Below are 15,459 nucleotides of genomic sequence, written 5' to 3'. Positions count from 1 at the left end.
AAATCTCGGGCCATCGGCGGTAGTTCGCACATTGCTACCGGCATCGTGCATGGACGCGGGCGCGCGGGCCGCCTAGGCTGGCGTTGTCTATCCTTCGCAATAGCGGAAAATGCAAGAGATGTTGCGCGCGCTGACCATGGTTTTGGGGCTGAGTCTGTCGGTTTCGGCGGGGTATGCGTCTGATCTGCCACGTCAGGCGCCGCGCCCGCTGGCCAGCGCGCTTGATGCCATGCAGGGCGGACGTTGGGAGGTGGCGGCGAGTCTGGCGCGGCGCGATGGCATCGCGGCCGCCGATCTGATCGAATGGCACCGCCTGCGCGCGGGGTTGGGCGAACCGCGCGCGATTCTCGATTTTCTGGGCCGCAACTCTCATTGGCCCGGTCTCGATCATCTGCGCAAGCAGAGCGAAGAGCCGATGACGCGTGCCGATTTCGACGATGTGCTGGCGTTTTATGCGGGTTACACGCCGCAGACCGGTACAGGTGCCCTCAACCTGGCGCATGCGCTTCAGGCGCGCGGCCGACAGGGCGAGGCCGAGATCGGTCTTGTGTTGGCCTGGCGCACGCTGGACCTGAGCCGCGCCGAACATGACGATTTCCTGCGCGAGTTCGGAACGCTCTTGGCACCGCATCACGAGGCCCGCTTGGAAATGGCGCTCTGGCGCGGCTTGGACGATGTGGCGGATATGCTGCCTTTGGTCCCGGAGGAAGCGCGCCGTTTGGCAAAGTTGCGGGAGACTGTGAAGCGCGACGGCGGCAAGGGGCTGACCGAGGCCGAAGCGCGCAATCCCGGCATCGCCTTCGAGCTGTTCACCCGGCACCTGAGCAACGCGCCCGAGGACGCCATTGCCGTCCTCTTGCGCCAGAGCCGCATCAAGGCGGGGCTGGGAGAGCCGGAGCGTTGGGCCAGCTGGCGGCGCGCCTTGGCGCGCCAGAGCATGCGTGCGGGCGAGGCGCAACTGGCCTATGACATCGCATCCGTGCATCAGCTGGTCGAGGGGGCAAATTTTGCGGATCTCGAATGGCTTTCGGGGTATCTGGCGCTGACATATCTCGACGCGCCTGAACTTGCGCTTGATCATTTCCAGCGCTTTCGTGCTGCTGTCGCCACGCCGATTTCGCTTGGGCGCGCAGGCTATTGGATTGGCCGCACCCAAGAAGCTTTGGGCGACCCCGAGGCTGCGCAAATGGCTTATGCCGAAGGGGCCGCCTATCAGACCAGCTTTTACGGGCTATTGGCCGCCGAGGCGGGCGGGCTGCCATTTGATCTGCGCCTTGCGGGGAACGAAGCAACGGCAGACTGGCGCAGCGCCGCGTTTGCCCAAACAGATTTGCATGAGATCGGCACGCTGGCCCTGCGCATGAAGGATCTGAGCCTTGCGCGGCGGTTTTTCCTGCATCTGGCTGACTCTCAGGATCGCACGGGCCTGATGCAGATGGGTCACATGCTCGAAGATCTCGAGCAGCCTCATCTTCAGGTGATGTTGGGCAAGACGGCGGCAGAGCGCGGGGTGATCGTAGAGCGCCCCTATTACGCTCTGCATCCGATGGCGGACATGGATCTGCCCATCCCGATGGAACTGGCGTTGGCTATTGCCCGGCGCGAAAGCGAATTCAACCATGTGGTTGTCAGCGGCGCAGGCGCACAGGGGTTGATGCAGCTCATGCCCGGTACGGCGCGGGACATGACGCGCGAACTGGGCCTGCTCTATGTGCCTTCGGACGTCCTGAATGATTGGGTTTATAACGCGCGGCTTGGCTCGGCCTATCTGGCTGGTTTAGGCGCGCGCTTTGGCGGCAATATCGTGCTGGTGTCGGTCGGCTATAACGCAGGGCCAGGGCGGGCGGCGCAATGGATAGAGGAGTATGGCGATCCGCGCGGGCGCGATGCCCATGCCATCGTCGATTGGATCGAACACATTCCGTTTCGTGAGACGCAGAATTACGTGATGCGCGTGGCCGAGAGCCTGCCGGCCTATCGCGCTCGTCTGGGCAAGGAACCGCTACCGCGCCCATTTTCCGAGGAATTGGCGGGCAACAGCGTTGCCCCGGTCGGAGAATAGACCGCGCGACCAGAGGGGCCGCGCGGTCCGTATCTTTTAGCCGATGATCGCGTTCAGCGTCGCGCTCGGGCGCATCACTGCCGCCAGCTTGGCCGGGTCGGCGTGATAATAGCCGCCGATGTCAGCGGGCTTGCCTTGGGCTGCGGCCAATTCCCCGACGATCTTGGCCTCATTCTCGGCCAGTGCCTGTGCAACGGGGGCAAATTCGGCAGCCAAAGCTGCATCCTCTGTCTGCGCGGCCAAGGCCTCGGCCCAATAGCGGGCAAACCAATAGTGGCTGTCGCGGTTGTCCGGCTCTCCGACCTTGCGACTGGGCGAGCGGTCGTGATCCAGAATGCCTTGGGTCGCGATCTCGGCGGCTTCACCCAGAATGCGGGCGCGGTCATTGCCATTGGTGTCGGCCAGAAACTTGAGGCTCTCGCCAAGTGCGCAGAATTCACCCAAGGAATCCCATCGCAGATGGTTCTCCGACTGCAATTGCTGCACATGCTTGGGCGCAGAGCCGCCGGCCCCAGTTTCGAACATGCCGCCGCCCTGCATCAGTTTGACGATAGACAGCATCTTGGCACTGGTCGCCAGTTCGAGGATCGGGAAGAGGTCCGTGAGGTAATCACGCAGCACGTTGCCGGTGATGGCGATGCTGTTCTCGCCCTTGGTGATGGTCTCAAGGCTGGCGCGGGTTGCCTCGCGCGGGGCCATGATCTCGAACTTGTCCGAAACGCCCCGCGCCACAAGGATCGGTTTCACCATCGCGATCAGCTCTGCATCATGGGCGCGGGCCGCATCCAGCCAGAAGATCGACCGATAGCCGGTCGCCTTTTGCCGCTCGATGGCCAGATTGACCCAATCCTCGATCGGGGCCTTGCGCGCCGAGGCCGAGCGCCAAATGTCGCCTGCTTCGACGTTGTGCTGATGCAGGACGGTGCCATCCTCAAGGATCGTCTTGACGGTGCCGGACTGGGGCATTTCGAACGTGGTCGGGTGGCTGCCGTACTCCTCGGCCTTTTGCGCCATCAGGCCGATGTTCTGCACCGTGCCTGCGGTGGCGGGGTTCAGCTTGCCATTCTCTTTGAAGAACTTGATTGCCTCGTCATAGACCGGCGCATAGGCATTGTCGGGGATGACACAGACCGCGTCATGTTCTTTGTTATCCGGTCCCCATCCCTTGCCGCCTGCGCGGATGAGCGCGGGCATCGAGGCGTCGATGATGACGTCGGAGGGCACATGCAGATTGGTGATGCCCTTGTCGGAGTCCACCATGTAGAGCGGAGGGCGCGCGGCCATGCAGGCGTCGATCGCCGTCATGATTTCGGCCTTGTCTTTGACGCGAGCCAAAAGATCGCCAAGTCCGGAATTCGGGTTCACGCCAAGGGCGGCCATCTCATCGCCAAATTGCTCGAACACTGGGGCAAGAAAGGCTTTGACCGCGTGGCCAAAGATGATCGGGTCCGAGACCTTCATCATCGTGGCCTTGAGGTGGACGGAAAAGAGCACGCCCTCGGCCTTGGTCCGCGAGATTTCTTCGGCGAGGAAGGCGTCCAGAGCGGAGGCGCTCATATAGGTGGCGTCTACCACCGTGCCCGCCGGATAGCTCAGCCCGTCCTTGAGCACGGTCTCGCCATTGGCGGTTTCCAGAACGATCTTGGCCTTGGTCGCGTGAGGCAGGGTTGCGGATTTCTCGTTCGAAAAGAAATCCCCGCCTGACATGGCCGCCACGCGCGTCTTGCTGTCGGCGGACCAATCCCCCATGCGGTGCGGATTGGCTTGTGCGTATTTCTTGACGGCGCTCGCTGCGCGGCGATCAGAATTGCCCTCGCGCAGAACCGGGTTCACGGCAGAGCCCTTGAGCGCGTCATACTTGGCGCGCGCGGATTTTTCAGCTTCGGTCGCGGGCTCTTCGGGATAGTCGGGGACGGCATAGCCCTGGGCCTGCAATTCGCGAATTGCGGCCAGGAGTTGCGGCACAGAGGCCGAAATATTGGGCAGTTTGATCACATTCGCTGTCGGGGTTTTTACAAGTTCGCCCAACTCCGCCAGATCGTCGGCGATCCGCTGATCATCGGTCAGCGACTCCGGGAAGGCGGCGAGGATACGGCCCGCGAGCGAAATGTCCTTGGTGCCCACGCTCACGCCAGCAGCCGCTGCAAAGCGCTGGATGATCGGCAAGAGTGAGGCGCTTGCCAGTTCAGGGGCCTCATCGACCTTGGTATAAATGATGTCGGGGGTATTGGACGTGGCCATCGGGGATCCTTTCCGATCAGGGGATGCGCGCGGCGGCCCTGCGGCGCAGGCGCGCGACTCGTTGGATTGGGCTTGTCTTAGCGGATAATTTGCGTCCGATAAAGATAGTATGCGACGGTATACAAAATAAAATGACTCAGACCATCTCCGCAGTGCGCGCCCGCAAGCGTTGCATCAGGACAAAGCCTGTCAGCACCGCGCCCAACACGCCAAGATGCGCAGGCATCGGGGTGCCCGCGAATTGCTGCCCGATGGGCACGGCAATCGCGACGCTGCCCACGGTGGCCACAGCGCCGGTCACGCTTGCGGCCATGCCTGCGATTGCGCCCATAGGGGCCATCGCCAGCGCATTGAGATTGCCAAGCGTCAGCCCAGCCTGAAAGAAAACGCTGGTCTGCCAGATCAGGAAGGTGGCGAATTGCGCGCCGGGCGGCAGGCCGATCTGCCAGAGCGCAATCGCGACAATGGACAGCGCGATTTGTGACGCCAGTGCTGCGCTCACCATCCGCTCTACCCCAAGGCGCATGACAAGACGGGAGTTTAGGAAACTGCCACAGCCCGCAATGAGCGCCATCAGGAAAAACCAGTAGGGGAAACTGTCTGCGCGATGGAATGTCAGATCGAACACGGGCTGCACCATGCTGAGCGAGGTGAAAAGCGTGGTCATGCACAGCATTTGCACAACAATGGCCACGCGTGTCACCGGATGGGCCAGAACCTCTCGCAGCGCGGCCCAGAGGGGGGCGGCCCGAAACGCGCGGCGCGCTTGTGGTGGCAGGGGTTCAGGCAGGCGCAGCGCCATCCAGAGTGACAGGGCCAGCGCAAAGACCACGAAGGCCGCAAACACCCCACGCCAACCCGTCAGTACGATCAGGCCCGCGCCCAGAAAGGGGGCCATGGCAGGTGTCAGCGCAAAGACCATCATCACGAAGGACATGAGTCGTGCCATTTCGCGTCCCGCGTAGAGATCGCGAATGATCGCGATCGACACGATGCGAAAGGCCGCAGCGCCCATACCCTGTACCGCGCGCGCGGCAAGCAATGTCTCAAGACTTGGGGCTGCCATTGCCAGGCCGGCCCCCGCCGTATAGATCGCCGCACCGATCAGGATCACCCTTTTACGGCCAAAGGAATCCGAAAGCGGGCCGGAAACAAAGGTGCCCACCCCAAGCCCCAGCAAAAAGGCGGTGATGATCAGCTGTGCGCGGTTCGGAGCGTCCGGTGTCAGCGCCTCGGCGATATGGGGCAGACCGGGCAGCATAGCGTCGATGGAGAACGCGACTGTCGCGGCCATCATCGCCATCATGGCGATGAATTCAGGCCGCGAGAGGGCAGGTTTGGCGGGCGCACTGTCAAGCATACGAAAACTTTCGTCACGCGAATGGACCGCGTTTAGCATGGCGTCAGGGGACTGACCAGACGAGGCTTTACAATTAGTTGACTAAAACAGTATGTGAAAAGTTCAAATACCTGATAAAAGGAATCAGATAATGAAACTCTCCTTCTTGCGTGCTCTTAGTCTTACCGCTCTTTGCGGTGTTGCGGCGGCGGCATCTCATGCCGAAACGGTCAAGGTCGCCGACGGGCGCATGACCTATGAGGTGTTCGAGCACGCCATCGAGCATGTCGATCTTGCGATATGTCCGGCAGAGTTCGACATGGACAAGATGTTCTGTCGCATGACACTTGCGGATGATCGAGCGCATGTGTTCGTATTTGCACATGATGCCGAACAGCCGCTGATTGCGATCAAGTCCTATGAACTTGATGACGGTCTGCCGCAATTCTGACGCGAATGTTCCTCAAGACGACTGATCGGCGCGACTTGCGAAAGGCTGGTTTGCCTCTCATGCCGGCCTTGGGCCGCCGACGGTTGCGCGATGCCGCCATCGTCTTGGCCCCGACCCAGGTCAGCTAAGGCTGGACAAAACGGCGCTACTGGTGTGTTGTGACGGTAATCAACTGGGTTGCCGTCGATATTCATTGTTTACAAAGAACAATGTTGGCACATTTCCGCATGGCAACCCCAATCAAACAAGTCAAACAGGGAGCAAAACCATGAAGAAATATCTGAGCTACACCGCCGTGGCGGCCCTTAGCCTTGCCTTTGCGGGCGAGGCGATGGCAACGGAGTGGAACGTGTCCGTTTGGGGCAAGCGCCGCGCCTTTACCGAGCATGTGGAAAAGATTGCGGAATTGGTGAGCGCCAAGACCAATGGCGAGTTCACCCTGAACATCAGCTATGGCGGCCTCTCGAACGAGAAGGAGAACCTTGACGGGATTTCCATCGGGGCGTTCGAGATGGCGCAGTTTTGTGCCGGGTACCACGCCGACAAAAATCCGTCGCTGACGGTGATGGAATTGCCCTTCCTCGGCGTGGAAACGCTGAAGCAGGAAACGGCGCTGGCGCAAGCGCTCTATGCGCATCCGGCTGTTCAGGCCGATCTCGCACGTTGGAATGCCACGCTTTTGATGCCCACGCCGATGCCGCAGTATAATTTTGTCGGCGCCGGTGACGTGCCTGACAGCCCCGAAGATTTCCAAGGCATGAGCGTGCGCGCTCTTGGCGGGATCGGCGCGGCCATGCAGGCTATTGGTGCTGTGCCCACCTCGATGTCGGCGACCGAAGTGCGGCAGTCGATGGATAGCGGTGTCGTCAAGGCCGTCAGCTTTGCACCGCATGCCCATATGTCGTTTGGCACCATCGAGAGCGCGACATGGTGGACCGCCAACCTCAACCCCGGCACGGTGAATTGCCCGGTTGTCGTCAATACCGATGCTCTCAATGCCCTGAGCGATGCCGAGCGCGAGGCGCTGCTGGGGTCGGTCGATGAGGCGCTGGCGCATTACATCGACTATTACGAGAACGAAACCATGAAGGCATGGGGCCCGGCCCTCGAAGAGCGCGGAATTACCTCGGTCAGCTTTGATCAGGCGTCGCTCGATGCGTTCAAGGAAGCGGCGGCTGGGCCGGCCGCGCAGAGCTGGATCGAAGAGAATACCGCACGCGGCCTGCCGGCGCAGGAACTCTATGATTTCGTCACGACCAAACTGACTGAAATCAAGGGTGGCTCCTGAGCCGATGACGTCGGCCCGCCCCGCAATCCGCGCGGCGGGCCGTTTCTCATCCCATAAAAACAGGGGGGAAAACCGATGGCGGGCTCTGCATCTGTGCTGTCCGATAACAGCCTTCTGAGCCATCTTGACCGGCGCCTCTATCGGCTAGAGCGGCTGCTCGCGCTGCTGAGCGGCCTCGCGGTCTTCAGCATCATGATCCTAGCGGTGATCTCTGTCAGTGGGCGGAATTTCTTTAATCAGCCTGTGCCCGGTTATGTCGACTGGATCGAACAGATCATGCCGCTTATTGCGTTCATGGGCGTGGCTTATACGCAGAGGGACGGCGGGCATATTCGCATGGATGTGGTGGTCGGGATGCTGCGTGGCCGGACGCTCTGGTTGGTCGAGCTCATCACGACGCTGGCGGTGCTGGTCCTGATGCTACTGCTGGTTTGGGGCAGTTGGGCGCATTTCCAGCGCAGTTTCGATTGGGCCGCGCCGATGTGGAGCCGGGACAGCACCATCGACATCGGCCTGCCGATCTGGCCCGCCAAGATATTGGCACCCATCGCCTTTGCAGTGCTTTCACTACGGCTGACACTGCAACTCTGGGCTTATGGGCGGGCATTCATCTCTGGGTCCGAGCAACCAATAGCGGTGCCCCTGATCGAGGATGTGGCCGCGCAAGCCGCGCGCGAAGCCGCGCAATTGACCGGCCATGACACGTAAGGAAAGCGCCTGATGGAACCCATAGAGATCGGAATCGTCGTCACCGGTATCATGCTGGTCGTCGTGATTTTGGGCATGCGGGTGGCTTTTGCAGCGGCCCTTGCCGGTGTCATTGGCCTGATCTGGATTTTCTGGTCCAAAAAGGGCTATGCGGGTGACGAATTCTTCTGGGCCCTGACCGTTGCAGTCAAGACCGCGGGGCAGGTGCCCCATTCCAAGGTGAGTTCGCAGGCGCTGAGCCTCATTCCCACATTCATCCTGATTGGATATCTCGCGTATTACGCAGGCCTCACGCAGGCGCTGTTCGAGGCGGCAAAGCGCTGGATTGCATGGGTTCCGGGGGGGCTTGCGGTCTCGACGGTGTTTGCCACCGCGGGCTTTGCCGCCGTGTCGGGGGCGAGCGTGGCGACGGCAGCGGTCTTTGCCCGCATCGCCATCCCCGAGATGCTCAAGATCGGATATGACAAGCGCTTTGCTGCGGGCGTCGTGGCAGCCAGCGGCACCTTGGCCAGCCTGATTCCGCCCTCCGCGCTCTTAGTGATCTACGCCATCATCGTCGAGCAGGACGTAGGCAAGCTCTTGTTGGCGGGCTTCGTACCGGGGGTGTTCTCGGCCGTTGTCTATGTGACCTTGATCATCGGTTTGGCCCTGACGATCAAGGGGTTCGGCCCGCCGGTCACGGGCTTTACATGGCGCGAGCGGTTCGTTTCATTGCCTCCTGCGCTGCCCATCGTCTTTGTGGTCGTGACCATCGTGTTCTTTGTCTACAACCCCTTTGGCGGCGATGCCTGGGGCACCCCGACCGAAGGCGGGGCGATAGGGGCGTTTCTCGTGTTTCTGGTCGCGCTCTATCGTGGGATGCGGTGGCCCGAGTTGAAGGATGCGTTGCTGGAAACCGCCAAGCTGAGCGTGATGATCTTCACGATCATCTGGGGCGTGCTGATCTATGTGCGCTTCCTCGGCTTTGCGGATCTGCCGCATGCCTTTGCCAATTGGATCACCTCTCTGACCATGTCGCCGATGCTTATCCTGATCTGCATCCTGTTGGCCTATGCGGTTTTGGGCATGTTCATGGATGCGATCGGAATGCTGCTGTTGACGCTGCCGGTGGTCTATCCGGCGGTCATGGCGCTGAATGGCGGCGTTGCGGTCAGCGCGGCCGACAGCACCTTTGGCATGTCGGGGCCAATGTGCGCGATCTGGTTCGGGATACTCGTGGTTAAGATGGCCGAATTCTGTTTGATCACCCCACCCATCGGGCTCAATTGCTTTGTCGTGGCGGGGGTGCGGGACGATATCAGCGTGCAGGATGTGTTCAAAGGCGTGGCCCCATTCTTTGTCGCGGATGCCATCACAATTGCGCTGCTGGTGGCCTTTCCGGCGATTGTCCTGTGGTTGCCGGGGCAGGCTTAGGACCGGTATGTTGTTAAAACTTGAGGTGTTAACAGCCCGGTAAGCTCTGTTGTGCTAACCCTTAACGCGGGTGAGTACAAAGGTGGTGAGAATGGGCGCGCAGAGCAATGCCGCGCCAGTCATCATCAAACGGAAAAAGGTTGTGGGCGGTGGTGGGCATCATGGCGGTGCCTGGAAGGTCGCTTATGCAGACTTTGTCACGGCCATGATGGCCTTTTTCCTGCTGATGTGGCTGTTGAACGCGACGACGGAACAACAACGCAAGGGGATATCGGACTATTTCAGCCCGACCGTCCCGATCAGCCGCACCTCAGGCGGGGGTGAAGGTGCCTTTGGTGGCGAGAGCGTCATTTCTCAGGATGTTCTGGCGCAGAATGGCACTGGTGCCTCGCAACGTCTGGCAACCTCCAGCCAGCAGGCGCGAGGCGAAATGGGCCAGGTCGAGGGGGGCAACCTTTCGACTGAACAAGAGGCCGAAGCACAGGCGTTTTCCACCATCGAAGCCATGCTGACAGGGCGCAGCGGCGAGAGTATGGTATCGGACGACCTGTTGCGCCACATCGTGACCCGTGTCACCGATGAGGGGCTGGTGATCGAGATTATCGACCTGCCCGGTGCCCTGCTTTTTGAGGCAGAACAGACCAGTCCGACGCGACTGCTCCAAGACCTTTCGGTGCTCTTGGCCTCTGCAGCCAATCTTGTGATCAACGATGCGGCACTTGCGGGCTACGCGCGTGCGCGGCCCATTACGCTGGTCCGAAACCCTGTCTGGGACCTGTCCACCGCACGTGCTAATCAGTTTCGTCGGATGCTAGAGGAGGCGGGTCTCGCGGCCGCCCGAATGCGCCGGATCACGGGCCATGCGGACCGGTCTCCGAATGTCACCGATCCGATGGACCTGCGCAACAACAGGCTCCAGCTGATCCTGCTGCGATCCCGAGATAGGGAGAACTAGCGAGATTTTTATCCATTAGCGGACTGTTAAAGTTACGCGCGTATGCCTGTGTCCCAAGGTTGGTCGACGCAGCAGAAGGGCGTATCCATGACAATTTCCTCCTCACTCAATGCCAGCGTTGCGGGGCTGAACGCGAATGCCACGCGGCTCGCCACGATCTCGGACAATATCGCCAATTCATCAACCTTTGGCTATCGCCGGGTCGAGGCTGATTTCGAGTCGGTCGTCATCTCTGGTCGTGGTGGCAGCTATGCGGCAGGCGGGGTGCGCGCAGGCACGCAGCGCCTGATTGATCAGGGCGGCGCGATTGTCAGCTCTGCGAACCCAACAGATCTCGCTGTGCGTGACCGTGGGTTTTTGCCGGTGGCGCGTGTCACCGACCTTGCCGTTGGCAACGGCGATCCGCAGATGTTGCTGACCACAACCGGTTCGTTCCGCACCGATTCCCAAGGTCGGCTGGTCACGGAATCCGGGCTCGTTCTCTTGGGTTGGCCCGCCAATCCCGATGGCTCCATCCCCGAGTTTTCCCGCGACACGAGCACCGGGCTGGAACCCGTCCAGATCAATGTCAACCAACTGACCGGCGAGCCGACCACCGCCATTAATCTGGGCATCAACCTACCTGCCACGGATACGCGTTTTGATAGTTTGGGCGATCCGCAGCAGCTCTCGATCGAGTATTTCGACAATCTCGGCACGTCTGAGACGATTTCGATGCAGTTCGCGCCGACTGTTCCCACCACGGGTCTCTCGAATGAATGGACCGTGACCCTGACCGACTCCGCGCAGGGCAATGCGTTGATCGGGGAATATGTTTTGACCTTCGACGACGCGCGTGAGACGGGGGGCACTCTTCTCAATGTCCAGAGTTTAACAGGCGGCGCCTATGATCCGAGCAGCGGCACCATCATCGTCGATGTCGCGGGCGGACCGATCGAGATCAATATCGGGCGCCCCGGCACCTCCGATGGGATGAGCCAGCTTTCGGACAGCTTTGCGCCGCTCTCCATCGCCAAGGATGGCTCTCCGGTCGGCAACATGACCTCTGCCGAAGTGGACGCCAACGGATTTGTTCGCGCCACCTTTGACACAGGCGTGAGCCGGATCGTCTATCAGGTGCCGCTCGTGGATCTGCCCAATCCGAATGGTATGGTGTCGATGGACCAACAGACCTACCTGCCCTCGACCGCTAGCGGTTCGTTTTTCCTGTGGGATGCGGGGGATGGGCCGACGGGCGATATCGTGGCCTTTGCCCGCCAGGAATCCGCCACCGATGTTGCGGGCGAGTTGACAGATATGATCCAGACACAGCGCGCCTATTCTTCGAATGCCAAGGTGATCCAAACCGTCGACGAGATGTTGCAGGAAACAACCAATATCATCCGCTAATCGCCTGTTTGAGGCAGAAGGAAAGGAAATGCCATGACCCTCGGCTCGGCCTTGTCCAGCGCCCTCAGCGGGCTGGCTGCCAACACCCGCGCGGTCGACGTGCTGTCGGGGAACCTCGCGAACGCGCTGACCGAGGGGTTCGCGCCGCGCGAGATCACGCTTGCGGCGACGCGGGATAGTCGTGGCGTCCAGGTCACGGGTGTTGTGCGGCAGGTCGATCAGGGTCTTCTGTCCGACCGGCGTCTGGCCGACAGCGCGCGCGCGGCCTCTGAGGTGCAGGCCAGGTTTGCACGCTCGGTCGAGAATGCGGTTGGCACGCCCGATGCGCCGAACTCCCTGACAGGTCGTCTGGCCGCATTTGAAGTGGCGCTCGAAACGGCGGCCAACCGCCCCGAGGACACGAACCGGCTTGCGGCGGTCCTGAGTGCCGCGCAGGGCCTGACCACGGGGATCAACGATGCCGCCGCAGACATCGCGCGCCTCAGAACGGCCGCAGATCGCGACATCGCCACAGCGGTACAGGCGCTGAACGCGGGTCTCAAAGATGTCGCCGCGCTCAACGCCCAGATCACCAAGGGTCAGTCGCGCGGTCATGACATCACAGCACTTGAGGATCAGCGCCAACGTGCGATTGACGCGCTGTCACTGATCGTTCCTCTGCGGCAGCTGCCGCGCGGGGATACCTCTGTGGCGCTTGTGACCACTGGCGGGGGAATGCTGCTGGATGGTCGGGCAGTCAGCCTCACCTTTGAACCTGCGCCGCTGGTGACGCCACACATGACATACAAAGGGGGGCATCTCTCGGGCATCGCAATCGACGGCACCGAGGTGACTATCGCTGCCGACCGAGGGCCGTTGCAAGGTGGGCGGCTTGGCGCATTGTTCGACATTCGGGATCGCGCGGCGGTTGAGGTGAATGCAAAGCTCGATGTGCTGGCACGCGATCTGGTGGAGCGATTTCAGGAACCGGGCCTGGACGCGACGCGCGCGCCTAACGCGCCGGGTTTCCTGACAGATGCGGGCACTGCCTTTGCGGCAGAAAACGAGCCGGGCATTGCCAACCGGATCGCAGTCACACGTCTTGTCGATCCCGCCCAAGGGGGCGCCCTTTTCCGGATTCGAGACGGTCTCGGGGCGCCGCTCGCCGGGCCACCAGGCAGCGGGGCGCTACTTGGAGCGTTGAGCCGCGCCTTGACGCAGTCCAGCAGTTTGCCGTCCGGCCTTTTGGGAGGTGGCACGCGCTCTGTCGCCGATCATGCCGCCACCCTGATTTCAAGCCTCTCTCTAGAGCGGGTCGCAACTGAAGAACGCCAGAGCTTTGCCACGGGTCAGGCCGCAGAGTTCAGGGCGCAAGAATTGGCCACCGGCGTAGACAGCGACGCGGAACTGCAGCGCCTCTTGCTTGTGGAGCAGGCGTTCGGCGCCAATGCCCGCATGATCCAGACGATTGATGACATGCTTGATACCCTGTTGAGGATATGACCATGAATTTTCAGACCATTGGTGATCTTGCCCAATCCTTTGCGCTGCGCCGGCAAGGCGTGGACCTACGCCAGCAACTGGACCGCCTTGGGCTGGAGTTGAGCAGCGGACGGGCTGCGGACCTTGGGCGGCACCTGTCGGGAAACTTCCTGCCACTGGCCGATATCGAGCACGAGTTGGTGCTCTTGTCGGGGCATCGTACGGCCGCACGCGAGGCCGCAACCGATACAGAGGTTATGCAGGCCTCCCTCGCCCGTGTGCAGAGCGCAACCACCGAGTTGGCGGCGCAGGCCATCACCCTCGGGACGGCAGGTACAACTCGCCAAGTCTCAGACCTTGCCGCGACTGCTGCTCAGACCATGGGCTCTCTTATCGGGTCTCTTAACACCGAGGTCGCCGGTCGTTCCCTGTTTTCTGGCGCGCAGACCGAAACAAGCCCGCTGGCCCCAGCCGAAATTCTGCTGTCCGAGGTGCGAAGCGCACTCATTGGGGCCACGAACGCCGCAGAGGTCCAAAGCCGACTGGATATCTTTTTTGATAGTTCCACAGGCGGATTTCTGGCCTCGATTTATCAGGGGGGGAATAGCGAGGGCGCCACTTACAGGCTTGGCTCGGGCGAGTCTGTGGCTCTTGATATCCGGGCTGATGATAAGGGCTTGCGCGAGGCGCTCAAGCAGGTGACCCTGATCGCCGTCAGCGATGATTCAGATCTTTCCCTAGGGTTGGATGATCGGATCGGCCTTGCCTCGGGGGCGGGTGTCGCGCTCTTGGCGCATCAGGATGTGCTGACCGAAATGCGCGCCAGTCTCGGTCAAGCTGAGAACCGGATCGCGCAATCGACCGTGCGCATCGCCACTGAAATCACCAGTTTCGAGATTGCGCGCGCGGAACTGATCTCAGTGGACGCGTTCGAGACAGCGGTCGAATTGGAGCAGGTGCAATTCCAATTGGAGTCCCTATATACCGTCACGGCGCGCGCGTCGCGCCTCAGCCTCTTGAATTTCCTACCATGAGTCTCTGGTTGCAAATCGTCAGGGGGATTGCGACTCTGGCTCTTGCGGTCGCTGGCGTGGCGGCATCCGCCAGCCCTATCCGGATCAAGGATCTGGTCGAATTCGACGGGGTGCGCGGCAATGATCTTGTGGGTTATGGCCTTGTTGTGGGCCTGAATGGCACGGGGGACGGGCTGCGCAACGCGCCGTTCACAGAAGAGATAATGTCGAACATTCTCGAACGCCTCGGGATAAACGTCTCGGGGGAGCAATTTCGACCCAAGAATGTCGCTGCAGTCTTTGTCACCGCGGAATTACCCCCCTTTGCCCGGGCTGGGGGCCAGATCGACGTAACCATATCCGCTATTGGTGATGCCAAGAGCCTGTTGGGCGGAACCCTTGTGATGACGCCCCTGAATGCGGCCGATGGTCAGATCTATGCCGTGGCTCAGGGTACCATAATCGCGGGCGGTGTGGCCGCCCAAGGGGATGCGGGCGGGGTTGTGCAAGGGGTGCCGACGGCGGGCGTGATTCCCTCTGGTGCGCGGGTCGAACGCGAAATCGACTTTGACTTTACCGCGCTGGATTCGGTGCGTCTTGCCCTGAGAGAGCCGGATTTTACCACGGCTGCGCGGATCGAGAGAGCGATCAATGGCACCCTCGGCCGCGACGCGGCCTTTATGCTTGACGCGGGCACTGTGCAATTGACGCTCTCGCGCATGCGTGCCGCTTCGCCTGCCCATGCGCTTGGCCAGATCGAGAATATTCTGGTCGAACCCGAGCGCAAGGCGCGAGTGGTGGTGGATCAACGCTCCGGCACGATCGTAATGGGGCAAGATGTCCGAATATCGCGGGTGGCCGTATCGCAGGGCAATCTGACCCTGCGCATTCAGGAAACGCCACTGGTGATCCAGCCCAATCCCTTTGCCCAAGGCGAGACAGTTGTGGTGCCGCGCACGCAGGCGGGGATAGAAGAAGAGCCGGGGATCGGATTGGCTGAGGTTTTGCCCGGAACCTCACTCTCGGAGGTGATTGCGGGCTTGAATGCGCTGGGTGTGGCCCCGCGAGACATGATCGATATACTCAAGAGTATCAAAGCGGCCGGGGCGCTGCATGCCGAATTCGTCGTGCGATGAGGG

At 61.2% G+C, this 15,459-nt stretch carries 12 protein-coding genes; 10 read left to right on the top strand and 2 right to left on the bottom strand.

The window, feature by feature from the left end:
• Positions 1-109 precede the first annotated feature (109 nt).
• A complete protein-coding gene (locus AACZ65_RS12470; protein ID WP_339671315.1) occupies positions 110-2,062 on the top strand; it encodes a lytic transglycosylase domain-containing protein in 1,953 nt (650 codons plus the stop codon).
• A gap of 36 nt (positions 2,063-2,098) precedes the next feature.
• Here the strand turns inward: AACZ65_RS12470 and AACZ65_RS12465 are convergent, their stop codons facing one another.
• Positions 2,099-4,303, bottom strand: a complete 2,205-nt coding sequence (locus AACZ65_RS12465; protein WP_339671313.1) for an NADP-dependent isocitrate dehydrogenase — start codon at positions 4,301-4,303, stop codon at positions 2,099-2,101.
• 136 nt (positions 4,304-4,439) lie between these two features.
• On the bottom strand, positions 4,440-5,702 hold the full coding sequence (locus AACZ65_RS12460) for an MFS transporter (protein WP_339671311.1): 1,263 nt from the start codon (positions 5,700-5,702) through the stop codon (positions 4,440-4,442).
• A 91-nt stretch (positions 5,703-5,793) separates the two neighbouring features.
• Between AACZ65_RS12460 and AACZ65_RS12455 the strand changes: the two genes are divergently transcribed.
• The 9 genes from AACZ65_RS12455 to AACZ65_RS12415 all read left to right on the top strand — a co-directional run bounded on the left by AACZ65_RS12455 (position 5,794) and on the right by AACZ65_RS12415 (position 15,456).
• Positions 5,794-6,093, top strand: a complete 300-nt coding sequence (locus AACZ65_RS12455) for a hypothetical protein (protein ID WP_052115463.1) — start codon at positions 5,794-5,796, stop codon at positions 6,091-6,093.
• Between the two features lie 268 nt (positions 6,094-6,361).
• Positions 6,362-7,381 carry a C4-dicarboxylate TRAP transporter substrate-binding protein gene (locus AACZ65_RS12450; RefSeq protein WP_339671306.1) on the top strand — a complete coding sequence of 340 codons (1,020 nt, stop codon included), beginning with the start codon at positions 6,362-6,364 and terminating at the stop codon, positions 7,379-7,381.
• A gap of 75 nt (positions 7,382-7,456) precedes the next feature.
• The gene (locus AACZ65_RS12445; protein ID WP_339671305.1) at positions 7,457-8,089 is read left to right on the top strand and encodes a TRAP transporter small permease; all 633 of its coding nucleotides are present in this window, start codon (positions 7,457-7,459) and stop codon (positions 8,087-8,089) included.
• Between the two features lie 12 nt (positions 8,090-8,101).
• Positions 8,102-9,502: a TRAP transporter large permease gene (locus AACZ65_RS12440; protein WP_037276717.1), complete on the top strand. Its 1,401-nt coding sequence runs from the start codon at positions 8,102-8,104 to the stop codon at positions 9,500-9,502.
• A 91-nt stretch (positions 9,503-9,593) separates the two neighbouring features.
• On the top strand, positions 9,594-10,457 hold the full coding sequence (locus AACZ65_RS12435) for a flagellar motor protein MotB (RefSeq protein ID WP_339671302.1): 864 nt from the start codon (positions 9,594-9,596) through the stop codon (positions 10,455-10,457).
• 87 nt (positions 10,458-10,544) lie between these two features.
• Complete coding sequence (locus AACZ65_RS12430; protein WP_206018483.1) at positions 10,545-11,846, top strand: flagellar hook-basal body complex protein; 1,302 nt, start codon at positions 10,545-10,547, stop codon at positions 11,844-11,846.
• A gap of 33 nt (positions 11,847-11,879) precedes the next feature.
• Positions 11,880-13,328, top strand: a complete 1,449-nt coding sequence (gene flgK / locus AACZ65_RS12425; protein ID WP_339671300.1) for a flagellar hook-associated protein FlgK — start codon at positions 11,880-11,882, stop codon at positions 13,326-13,328.
• A gap of 2 nt (positions 13,329-13,330) precedes the next feature.
• Positions 13,331-14,341, top strand: coding sequence for a flagellin (locus tag AACZ65_RS12420; RefSeq protein ID WP_339671298.1), 1,011 nt, complete (start codon positions 13,331-13,333; stop codon positions 14,339-14,341).
• On the top strand, positions 14,338-15,456 hold the full coding sequence (locus AACZ65_RS12415; RefSeq protein WP_339671296.1) for a flagellar basal body P-ring protein FlgI: 1,119 nt from the start codon (positions 14,338-14,340) through the stop codon (positions 15,454-15,456). The genes AACZ65_RS12420 and AACZ65_RS12415 overlap by 4 nt, the downstream gene beginning before the upstream one ends.
• Positions 15,457-15,459 lie beyond the last annotated feature (3 nt).

It is taken from the genome of uncultured Roseovarius sp. (assembly GCF_963972555.1).
Classification (GTDB): Bacteria; Pseudomonadota; Alphaproteobacteria; order Rhodobacterales; family Rhodobacteraceae; genus Roseovarius; species Roseovarius mucosus.
This window is presented reverse-complemented; position numbering and strand designations above follow the sequence as displayed.

Excerpts from the sequence above, each read along its gene's own strand:
- AACZ65_RS12450 (WP_339671306.1), top strand. The coding sequence starts at position 6,362 with ATGAAGAAATATCTGAGCTACACCGCCGTGGCGGCCCTTAGCCTTGCC.
- AACZ65_RS12415 (WP_339671296.1), top strand. The coding sequence starts at position 14,338 with ATGAGTCTCTGGTTGCAAATCGTCAGGGGGATTGCGACTCTGGCTCTT.
- AACZ65_RS12460 (WP_339671311.1), bottom strand. The coding sequence starts at position 5,702 with ATGCTAAACGCGGTCCATTCGCGTGACGAAAGTTTTCGTATGCTTGAC.
- AACZ65_RS12440 (WP_037276717.1), top strand. The coding sequence starts at position 8,102 with ATGGAACCCATAGAGATCGGAATCGTCGTCACCGGTATCATGCTGGTC.
- AACZ65_RS12465 (WP_339671313.1), bottom strand. The coding sequence starts at position 4,303 with ATGGCCACGTCCAATACCCCCGACATCATTTATACCAAGGTCGATGAG.
- AACZ65_RS12445 (WP_339671305.1), top strand. The coding sequence starts at position 7,457 with ATGGCGGGCTCTGCATCTGTGCTGTCCGATAACAGCCTTCTGAGCCAT.
- AACZ65_RS12430 (WP_206018483.1), top strand. The coding sequence starts at position 10,545 with ATGACAATTTCCTCCTCACTCAATGCCAGCGTTGCGGGGCTGAACGCG.
- AACZ65_RS12435 (WP_339671302.1), top strand. The coding sequence starts at position 9,594 with ATGGGCGCGCAGAGCAATGCCGCGCCAGTCATCATCAAACGGAAAAAG.
- AACZ65_RS12455 (WP_052115463.1), top strand. The coding sequence starts at position 5,794 with ATGAAACTCTCCTTCTTGCGTGCTCTTAGTCTTACCGCTCTTTGCGGT.
- AACZ65_RS12470 (WP_339671315.1), top strand. The coding sequence starts at position 110 with ATGCAAGAGATGTTGCGCGCGCTGACCATGGTTTTGGGGCTGAGTCTG.
- flgK (WP_339671300.1), top strand. The coding sequence starts at position 11,880 with ATGACCCTCGGCTCGGCCTTGTCCAGCGCCCTCAGCGGGCTGGCTGCC.
- AACZ65_RS12420 (WP_339671298.1), top strand. The coding sequence starts at position 13,331 with ATGAATTTTCAGACCATTGGTGATCTTGCCCAATCCTTTGCGCTGCGC.